This window comes from Sphingomonas sp. BK481, assembly GCF_014194875.1.
GTDB lineage: Bacteria > Pseudomonadota > Alphaproteobacteria > Sphingomonadales > Sphingomonadaceae > Sphingomonas > Sphingomonas aerolata.
The window spans coordinates 21,770-30,717 of the sequence record NZ_JACIAP010000022.1; the positions used below are offsets into that span (position 1 = coordinate 21,770).

The 8,948-nt window shown below is 63.3% G+C and carries 8 protein-coding genes; 5 read left to right on the forward strand and 3 right to left on the reverse strand.

The genetic code is table 11. The features are described 5' to 3' along the window. Positions 1 to 125 precede the first annotated feature (125 nt). Positions 126 to 692 (forward strand): hypothetical protein, encoded by a 567-nt coding sequence (locus tag FHY04_RS21260; RefSeq protein WP_133192315.1) that lies wholly within the window; start codon positions 126 to 128, stop codon positions 690 to 692. 113 nt (positions 693 to 805) lie between these two features. Here the strand turns inward: FHY04_RS21260 and FHY04_RS21265 are convergent, their stop codons facing one another. Both FHY04_RS21265 and FHY04_RS21270 read right to left on the reverse strand, forming a co-directional pair. Further along, positions 806 to 1,780 carry a site-specific integrase gene (locus FHY04_RS21265; RefSeq protein WP_311725907.1) on the reverse strand — a complete coding sequence of 325 codons (975 nt, stop codon included), beginning with the start codon at positions 1,778 to 1,780 and terminating at the stop codon, positions 806 to 808. Positions 1,781 to 1,884: 104 nt separating this feature from the next. Continuing rightward, positions 1,885 to 3,132, reverse strand: a complete 1,248-nt coding sequence (locus tag FHY04_RS21270) for a hypothetical protein (protein ID WP_133192317.1) — start codon at positions 3,130 to 3,132, stop codon at positions 1,885 to 1,887. Positions 3,133 to 3,310: 178 nt separating this feature from the next. Between FHY04_RS21270 and FHY04_RS21275 the strand changes: the two genes are divergently transcribed. The 4 genes from FHY04_RS21275 to FHY04_RS21290 are packed head-to-tail and all read left to right on the forward strand — an operon-like array spanning position 3,311 to position 8,544. After that, positions 3,311 to 3,553 (forward strand): AbrB/MazE/SpoVT family DNA-binding domain-containing protein, encoded by a 243-nt coding sequence (locus FHY04_RS21275; protein ID WP_183937796.1) that lies wholly within the window; start codon positions 3,311 to 3,313, stop codon positions 3,551 to 3,553. Then, a complete protein-coding gene (locus FHY04_RS21280) occupies positions 3,550 to 3,939 on the forward strand; it encodes a type II toxin-antitoxin system VapC family toxin (RefSeq protein WP_133192319.1) in 390 nt (129 codons plus the stop codon). Before FHY04_RS21275 ends, FHY04_RS21280 begins: the two co-directional genes overlap by 4 nt. Before the next feature lie 9 nt (positions 3,940 to 3,948). Next, positions 3,949 to 4,902: an aminotransferase gene (locus FHY04_RS21285; RefSeq protein ID WP_133192320.1), complete on the forward strand. Its 954-nt coding sequence runs from the start codon at positions 3,949 to 3,951 to the stop codon at positions 4,900 to 4,902. 3 nt (positions 4,903 to 4,905) lie between these two features. Continuing rightward, positions 4,906 to 8,544, forward strand: coding sequence for a DEAD/DEAH box helicase (locus FHY04_RS21290; RefSeq protein WP_133192321.1), 3,639 nt, complete (start codon positions 4,906 to 4,908; stop codon positions 8,542 to 8,544). A gap of 154 nt (positions 8,545 to 8,698) precedes the next feature. On the opposite strand, the gene FHY04_RS21295 is transcribed toward FHY04_RS21290, so the two are convergent. Further along, positions 8,699 to 8,869 carry a hypothetical protein gene (locus FHY04_RS21295; RefSeq protein WP_183937798.1) on the reverse strand — a complete coding sequence of 57 codons (171 nt, stop codon included), beginning with the start codon at positions 8,867 to 8,869 and terminating at the stop codon, positions 8,699 to 8,701. Between the last annotated feature and the right edge of the window lie 79 nt (positions 8,870 to 8,948).

The window sequence follows — 8,948 nt, forward strand, 5'->3', positions numbered from 1 at the left end:
AGCATCGCATGGCCGCTTCGCTCTTTTCCCGGAGCGAGCAGCGTCCAGAAGGAGGACCTTGAACGTACTGCCGTTACGCGCCATATTACGACTGTTACGACTGTTACGACAGTACGGAGATCACGATGGTTGATCGCACAGTGACTCAACGTGTCAAAAATCAACGCGACGCTCGTTTACTCGAAGGCTGGCAAGAGGTCCGCGTCTGGGTTCCGAGCGAAAAAGACGCGGTAGAGATCCGAAACATGGCTTCCGACCGCCGAGCTAAGGCCGAAGCGCTTGACGGACTCAGCAAGGAGGTTCCGAAAGTGAGCTTACACACCGAAGTACGCATTGCCCAAGCCATCGCCGAACACGGATCGGCGGCCTACAACACCCCCTCTGGTGCCGTTCTAGATCTCATGACCGAGCTTGCGGGCGAGGACGACCTGCAAGGCTTCTCCCGCGCCGTGGTGATCCTAGCGCGCGCCAAGCCCGCCAACGCTAAGTTTGTCCTCGCTCGCGTCCCGGCTAAAATCAGCAATTTTGTCATCCAGTATCGCGGGATCGCGGCGTTTGACCTGATGAAGTGGACAGATGCTAATCCGCAGTGGCCCGATGACTTGAAGGGCTCGGTCCGCAACCCCGAGCAATTCGAGCGCGTCGTTGAGGCGATGGTGGAAAGCATCAAAGCCTTCGCGAAGTCGCACTGATATATCGTTAACCGCTGTTCGTCTTATAACAACCGGCCTGCAGCCCTATTACCGGTGATGTGACAGTCATTTTCAAGCCCTGATGCTTGTCCGCATTGTGCTCCCACACGCCATCATGCAAACCCTTCCGCAGCATGGTTGCGGAAAGCTTCCTCGTCCCGGACATAGGTGCTGAGCATCTCGATCGACTTGTGCCGGCTGTGTTCCTGCATCTTGAACAGCGTCGCTCCCGTGCGCCCCGCCTCGGTGAGAAAGCCGGCGCGCAGGCTGTGACCCGCGAACAGCGCCGGGTCGTAGCCCACCGCTGCGGCGCGCTTCTTGACCACCAATGCCACCGACTGCTCGCTCAGCGCCGCATCGGTGACCCGGCCGTGCGGGGTCAGCCGACGGAACACCGCTCCTGCGGTGATCTCGGCGGCCTCGATCCAAGCCCGCAGGTGACGCACCGGTTCGATGCGGCGTCCTTCCAGAATGGCGACCGATTGCCCCGCGCCCGCCTGATCGCCCTTGGAGAACGGGATGGTGATCGACAGCCCGCGCGGATGCGGAGCGATATCCTCGACCCGGATCCGCACCAACTCGGATCGGCGGAACGCGCCCATCATGCCCATCGTGAGTAAAGCGCGATCGCGTAGGTCCAGCATCGTATCGCCGGTGATCCCGCGCACGATGTCACGCAGGACGTCGGCGTCGGCGGGTCGCTTGGTGGCGCGCCGGACCGAGCGCTTGGCATTGCGAATACCACGCATCATGGCGCTCAGCGTGGCGGCACCGGTTTGCGTCGTCGGCGGTTCGAGCCCGGCCGCGCGATGGGCGAACACGATCGCTGCGAGGCGACGCTCGATCGATGCCTTGGAGAGCGGACGCCCCGCGGAGAACGTCGTGCCGACGTCAGCGATCTCGGCGAGATAGGCGGCCGTCACCTCGGGGGTGGCCGGCAGCGGTTGATAGCCGCGCGCTGCGCACCAGTCTGTGAAGAGCCGCCAGTCGGAGCGATAGGCGCGGACCGTTGACGCGGCCGATGCCCGCGCCACATACGATGCAACCCGCGCCTCGTCGTCGGCCGTGATGCGCTCGATCAGCGGCACGGAGCTGAAGGGTGTCAGCGCGAGCGGGGCGACGGCGTTAGATGCGGGCGGCGCTCCACCGTCTTCGCTGGGGGCCTTATCCGTCGCGGGACCAGCGTTCGTCATCAGACCGGTCCATGGGCGGCGTAGTTGTAGGCGAGGATGCCGGCATGCCAGAGCAATCCGCCGTCTTCCCGCGCCCAATGTCCGATCGGGCGACAGGTCTCCGGCTCCAGCAGGACAGAGCATCCCTCGCGCTGGAAGATCGAAACCGTTTGCCAGACCCGTAAGTGGGCGGCGTCCAGCATACGCCGCCCGTAGGCGATCGCATCTTCATCGTCCGCGGCGCGCTCGCGATGGCTCCGATATTCATCCCGTCGCCCTCCGCTTTCCCGCCCGACGACGAACTCATAATCATGTAGGTCGTCGGGTGCTCGGATCAGGAACGCGGGGGTCAGGGCGAATTGCTCGTCCTGCTCCCGGAGGCAGGTCAGGCATAGGTTGCGAGTGATGACGTTGCCGGGACAGTCCGGATATTCGCAATCGTGGCGGTCGACCATGCTGACCGTTTCGCAAAAGATGCAGCGCAACGCCGTCTCGCCTGCGTCTTTGTTTGAAAACTGGGCGAGCTTGGGAAGGCCTGCCGCGAAATCCCGCTCGGAGTTGGCAAGGCATTGCGGACAGACATACGCATGCCGTCGCCGATCGAAGTCGAAGAGCTCCAGTGCGTCGGCCGGCGTTAGCAGCGCGATGGCGCAACCGATCTCGCCGACGACCTCACTGTAGACGTGATCGTCCATCCCAAAGATCGCGTACTTCTGCCCTGCCTCCTGGGCGAGCAGGCGATCAGGCCAAGGCATGTCCGCGAACAGTGTCTTGGCAGCGCGGAGAATGGCGAGCACCACCGCGCCTGCAGTGAAGGTCGTGCGCGAGGTTGAATGCATGATCCGGTTGCGATCGCGCCGGACCGTCTCCCAGAAGGTTGCGAAGGCCGCGTCCAGCGGCGGGTCAATCAGGAGGTTGTGGACCTTCACGAGCTTGGACGCATCTAGCGTCGGCAATTCGCCGAAGGACAGCGGCTCCGTCGCCCCCTTCCCCGGCCAGTCCGCGGGATTGCCAAGGAGCAGAAAGGGCGACACCGCGGCGATCCGCCCCTTCAGCGCCATTTCCATCGCCTGCTGGATCAGGCTGTAGGCGTTGGCCAGTTCAGGCTGGACGCTGCGCCAATAGTCGTCGGCCGCCTCTTGGTCGTCGGCCGCAGCGCCTATCCTCGTCAGCGCCTGCTGCGCGCCGATGGTGATCTTCCACGCGAGATAGAGCTGGTTGACGCCGGCAGTGTGAAATTCGCCGGGTGTCGGAATATCGACAATCACCGTTTCGCCTCCGTCACGACCGCAATTTTGAGCACGGCTCGTAGTAGCAGGAATACCATTTATCGCTAGTAACTATTGTGGCCAGTGGATCTGACGGCGGCATAGGCATACCCCTCGCCTCTTGCGAACCATTATGCCATATATCGCCTTTAATACCACCTTTCTCGGATGCTGTCACATGACGCTGCAGGTCAACATCACACCCAATGGGCGCATGAGCCTACCGGTAGGCATTCGCAAGCGTCTGGGACTTGAAGAGGGCGGCGTGGTTCTGATCGAGGAAATGCCTGATGGCGTTATCCTTCGGACGGTTGGGCAGGCGGTGGCCAAGGCGCAGGCGATTGCCAAACGGTACGCGCAACAGCCTGGCGTGTCTGTTGATGACTTTCTGGCGTCACGGCACCAGGACAGCGGCGAATGACCCATGTCGTCCTCGATGCCTCGGCGATCCTTGCGTTGCTGAAGGGTGAGCGCGGCGCGAGCAAGGTCGCCGGCGTGATCGCCGACGCGTCGGTCTGCGCGATCAACCAGGCCGAGGTCATCAGCCACTTCGTCCATCTTGGCGCGCCCTTGGACGATGTGCGTATGATGCTCGGTGCCTTGCCCTACACCGTCGTACCCGCCGACGACAGCTTGGCATGGGAAGCTGGAAGCTTACGGGCCGCAACCGCCAACGCCGGCCTGTCGCTCGGTGATCGCTTCTGCCTTGCGCTGGCGCGCCGCCTCGGCGTCAGCGCCTATACCGCTGATCGTGCGTGGAAAGACGTCGCAGGCGAAACCGCTATCAAGGTCGTCATCATCCGCTAGGCTCCACGCGTGCACACCGAACCGCCCCCTCTTTCTGCACTTCAGGCATGGCTTGATGCCTATGGCACGGTCGAGGATCGTTACGGGCATCTCCTGCTCGAACAGATTCAACCCATCGATCAGGCACTGATCGATGCATTGAAGCCGTATTTCGAATCCGCCCACCTCGATGCCCGCGAACATTTCCATCAGCAGGTCGGGATCGACCTCCATCCCGATGCCACCGCTTCCGGCGCTCACGCCTGCTATCCTGATTGCCTGCCTATTGTAGCGCGCCGCGGCCTGTTCGGCGAGGTAATCGCAGGCCTCGTCACACAAGCCTACGCTGACGAGCTGGTCGGCGAGCATCCCTGGTCGGTGCCGATCTTCCTCTTCCGCTTTCACGCCGATGTTGAAAGCTATCTGTGGGATCTACGGTACGATCCGAGCCGCAAGCGGCAGGTGTTCGGGCGATTCGGCTCCGATTTTGTCGGCATCCGGCTCGACGCGACCGGCCGCGTCATCCGCGTAATCGTCGGTGAGGCCAAATGGCGTGCCTCACTGACCGACTCCGCAGTAGCCGCTTTGCTCCACGGCGAGAAGAACGCCACCTGCCCCACAACGGGTGAGAAGATCCACAATGGGCAGGGCATTTGGTTCGAGGTCAACCGTGACAGCGTCGTGCCAAAGGGACTTCGCCAGTTGCAACGCCTGCTTGAGCTGCGTGACCCGATCAATCACGCGAGTGCAATCGCTTCGATGGACGCTGCCATCACCGCGGCAACGCCAACGCTTGCCCGCACCAACCTCGTTGTCATAGCCGGCAACGCTGCCAAGAAGCGCAAGAAGCTCAGCGTGCTGGTGCCGTGGGAGCAACCACCCGCCGAGTATCAGTCTGGGCACGACCTCCAAGTCGTTGAGCTTATTCTCGACGGCGGTGAGGCACTGATCGACGGCCTCTACTCGTCCCTGTGGAAGGCCTGAGCCGTGGCTGACGAAGAGCGACGGCTGGTGGCCGAGCAAGTGCGCGATCGTCTTGCGATCGAAAACGCGCTGACGCGACCGCAAGCACGCGCCTTCGTGCGCTGCCTCCAGGCAACCTGGCAAGTTCCGACGATCCAGTGGGCATCTGAGGAGTCGGAAGGTCAGCTCAGCGATGCACGTCGGCTGCTTCATGCCGCCCACATCTTTCGTACGCTTGATGGGCCGTCCTCACCCGGCGCGATCGACTGCTATCGTCGGACGGGTGAGTTGCTCGAGTGGCTCGCGCGCGCCGACGATGGCTTGCGCACGGTAGTGCCGATCGAACTTCTGGCGGCTGGCGCGTACCAGCTCGGTGGCCTGCCTGCGATGGCGGCCGGGCTGCTTGCCCAGGTCACCTCGGACCAGAATGGCGTTCGACTTCTGGCAGCGTTCCTGCGGGCCGACTTCAACGCGGTGATGGCGCAGGCTGCCGATTTCTGGAGTGACCATCCCCATCTCACCGGTGCGGACCAAGGCACTTTGCTCGCCGCTGCCCTGAACGAGGCCGAGCATGAGGATGGTGACCGTGTCACCTGGTACTTCACCATCGAGCTTGTCCGATGCGTGGGACTCGTCGCGGACTGCCTGCGTCGCGGCGACGATGTGCGCCTCGAGCGAGCGCTCGCCAAGCTGCACGCGCTCGATGAGATGGCGGCCCGCACCTTCAGCGACGACGCGGCACTTGTCCTCTCGCTCATTCGCGACGTCGCTGATCGCTACGCCACCGCCTCCATCTACAAGCCGCTACGTGCGCTCGCCACCTTGCGTCCTGAGCGGCTCGACACACTCAGCGCCTATGCGCGCGACCAGTTCAGCCGCGGCCGCGGCATCTTGTGGACCTCGCAACTACACGGCCTCGAACGCTTGTTGCAGGACGATTCCTTTGCGCTGTGTACGCCAACCGGCTCGGGAAAGACGCTCGTTGCCAACCTGGCGATCGTTAAGGAGCTGCTGCTGCGCGCCGAGCCTTCAATGATCGGTCCGCTGGCACTCTACATCGTGCCATCTCGGGCGCTCGCCAACGAGGTCGAAGCCAAACTGACGTCCGAGCTCGGCCGTGAATGCCTGATCACCGGTCTTTATGGAGGGTCTGACTGGGGCGTCACCGACGCTTGGCTAACCACCGAGCGGCCCGTCGTACTGATCGCCACGGTCGAGAAGGCCGACGCGCTGATGCGCTATCTCGGCCCACTTTTGTTGGCGCGGCTCAAGCTCCTCATCCTCGATGAGGCGCATCAGGTTGTGCCCGACGCGAGTGACTCCACGCGGGTCAGCTTCGCCGAGCACAGCAATCGATCGATCCGGCTGGAGGCATTGGTCGCGCGGATCGTCGCGAAACAGCCCGACATCGCGCGCATCGCGCTGACCGCGGTTGCCGGGGGCGCGGCTCAGCCGGTGGCGCGGTGGATCGAGGGACGCCCTGATGCCCAGGCGGTCGGCGTTCGGTATCGCAGTACGCGGCAAGTGATCGGCGTCCTCGAAACGGCACCCAATCGCGCAGGGCGGGTGCTGCTCGACCTAATGAACGGTCGTCCGCTTTATCTGCGGGGGCAGGACGATCCGGTATACCTGCCGCTGCGCGTCGCTCCCATGCCACAGCTGCCGTCATCGTGGCGCAACAGCCTCAACCGCTTCAATACGCTAAGCGTGTTGTGGACAGCGCTGCACCTCGTCGAGGAAGATCAGCGGATCCTTATCTCGGTGGCGCAAGAGCCCGAGCAGACCATGCGCTGGTACAAGGAAGCGCTCGAGCTTGCCCCTTGGCGAGCGATCCTTCAATTCCAGCCACCAGAAGGCACGCAGCGTGTGCGGTTCGATGAGGCGCGCGCAGCCTGCCTCGATTATTGCGGCAACGACAGCTTCGAGCTGTTCCTGCTCGATCGGGGGATCGCCACCAGTCACGGACAGATGCCGCAGCGATTGCGTCGACTGATGGTCGAGATGATCGACCAGCGTATCTGTCCTATCACGGTTGCCACCGCGACGCTGACAGAAGGGGTCAACCTTCCGTTCGATCTGATCTTCCTGACTTCGCTGAAGCGGCGCTCGTGGGATCCCGTCGCCGAGCAGCCGATCATTGCCCCGCTTGCGACCGCGGAGTTTCGTAATCTTGCCGGGCGAGCGGGACGCCCAGGTGCCTCACGAGGGATCGAAGGCCTGACGCTCGTCGCACTTCCAAGCCAGATCTCCACCACTGCGGCGGGATCGCAGCGGACCCAGCGCCGGCAACTCGCCGACCTGAGCGCGGACTATGAGCGGCTGCGCGACGCGCTCGTGATCGAGGAGCGCGACGCCGATGCGGTGCCATCGCCGTTGGTTATGCTGCTGGAGCTGATCTGGGATCGCGCTTTCCGGTTGCTCGGAGTGTCGCCCGACGACTTCCTGAACTGGCTTGAGGTAACCGCTCCGGTCACTGTGAGCGGCGCCGCGGGTACCGGAGCGGTGGATCCGCTGGCACGCCTGGCTGACGCCATGGATGAGATCGACGGCCTAGCTCTCGCCATGATCGAGGAGTTCCAGCAATTCAGCGACGGCGATATGCCTCGTGCTTCCGTCGAAGCGCATCTTGTCAGCGTCTGGCAACGAACCTTCAGTGCTGCGGCAAGCGCGCAGGAAGCATGGCTCGAACAAGCATTCATTCGACGTGGTGTCGGGATCGTTACGCAGCTTTATCCTGATCGCGCAGAGCGCAGCCGCCTTTACCAGTTCGGCTTTACGCCCGTGATCGGGCGGCGGTTCGCCGCGATCGCACCTTCGATCCATGCTGAGATCGTAGCTGCGGTTGACTATGGCATCCTCAGCCCGGCGCAACGCATCGACGTCTTCGAGCGGATTGGCGGATTGATAGAACAGGACCGGGGATACGGTTTTCGCGTGCGGCGGACCGACACCGATGAAGGTCTGCTCGAACGATGGAACGACGTCCTCGGCTGGTGGCTGAACGAACCGGCCATTGCCCCGCCCCCAGCTGAGCAGCTGCGGGCCTGGCAACGCTTCGTAGCGGACAATATCGAATATCGTCTGGGCATGGCACTCGGCGCGGTCGTGGCGCAGGCCTGGTCGAGCGGAGCAGCGGACGTTTTGACGATCCCGACGCTGAGCGACTGGAAAGAAACGACCGGCCTTCCCTGGTTCGGCTTCTGGGCGCGTGAGCTGCTCCGGTGGGGCACCCATGATCCCCTTGTCGCCTTCTCGCTCTCACAAGGGCTTGCCAAGACGCGGGAGGAGGCGTCAGGCCGACGCCCTGCATTCGAGCAATGGCTGCGGTCGGTGAACCCCGCCCCCGCGCCTGACGACCACATCGATCCGCAGCGTTTTCTCGAGTGGCAGGAGACGCTGCCGCGCACTGCTACGGCGTCCACTGCCGTCACCCGATTTGCCGCGAACCTGACCGGTACCAACGGCCAGCGCGGGCGGTACGCCGTTATGCCTGTCCTCCGCGAGGGGGGTGTCGCGTGGATCGACGCTGCTGGTTTCGAGCTCGCGGTCACTCCTGCCAGTCCGGGAACGCTGAAGCTCAGCCGGCGCGCACGTGGCAGTGACTATGTGCTCGAAACTATTGGGCCATCTTCAAGCGTCGTGCGGTCGTTCCGACCCAGCTAGAGCGCTTTTCGATCAGTCTGCATCGTAGCCGCAGGCTGCGAAGTAGTTGGCGCACTCCTGGAGCGAGTAGAGGTCGAGGATGCGACCGATGGCGTTCCATCGGACGTCGTCGACACCGCTTGCTCGAGTTGCCCGGCCGTGGCTGTCCGGAGGCTCAATGCTCGCGTCCGATCCAGCGCAATAACCTCCGGCCATCGGCCGACAGCATGATCAGGTCCTCAAGCGCGAGGACACGCGGGTGCGAGGCGGCATGCCGGATCGGCTTGATACGCGCCATCGTCTCCTTGAGCGCGTCGAGCGAGCCGAACTTAGAGCGGTTTCTCACCGTGCTGAATCATAAGGGGATTCCCGTCGCTGCGGTTTTCTGATTCAGGTGCGTGCCGGTGCAGGAGGCTGGCATGGAT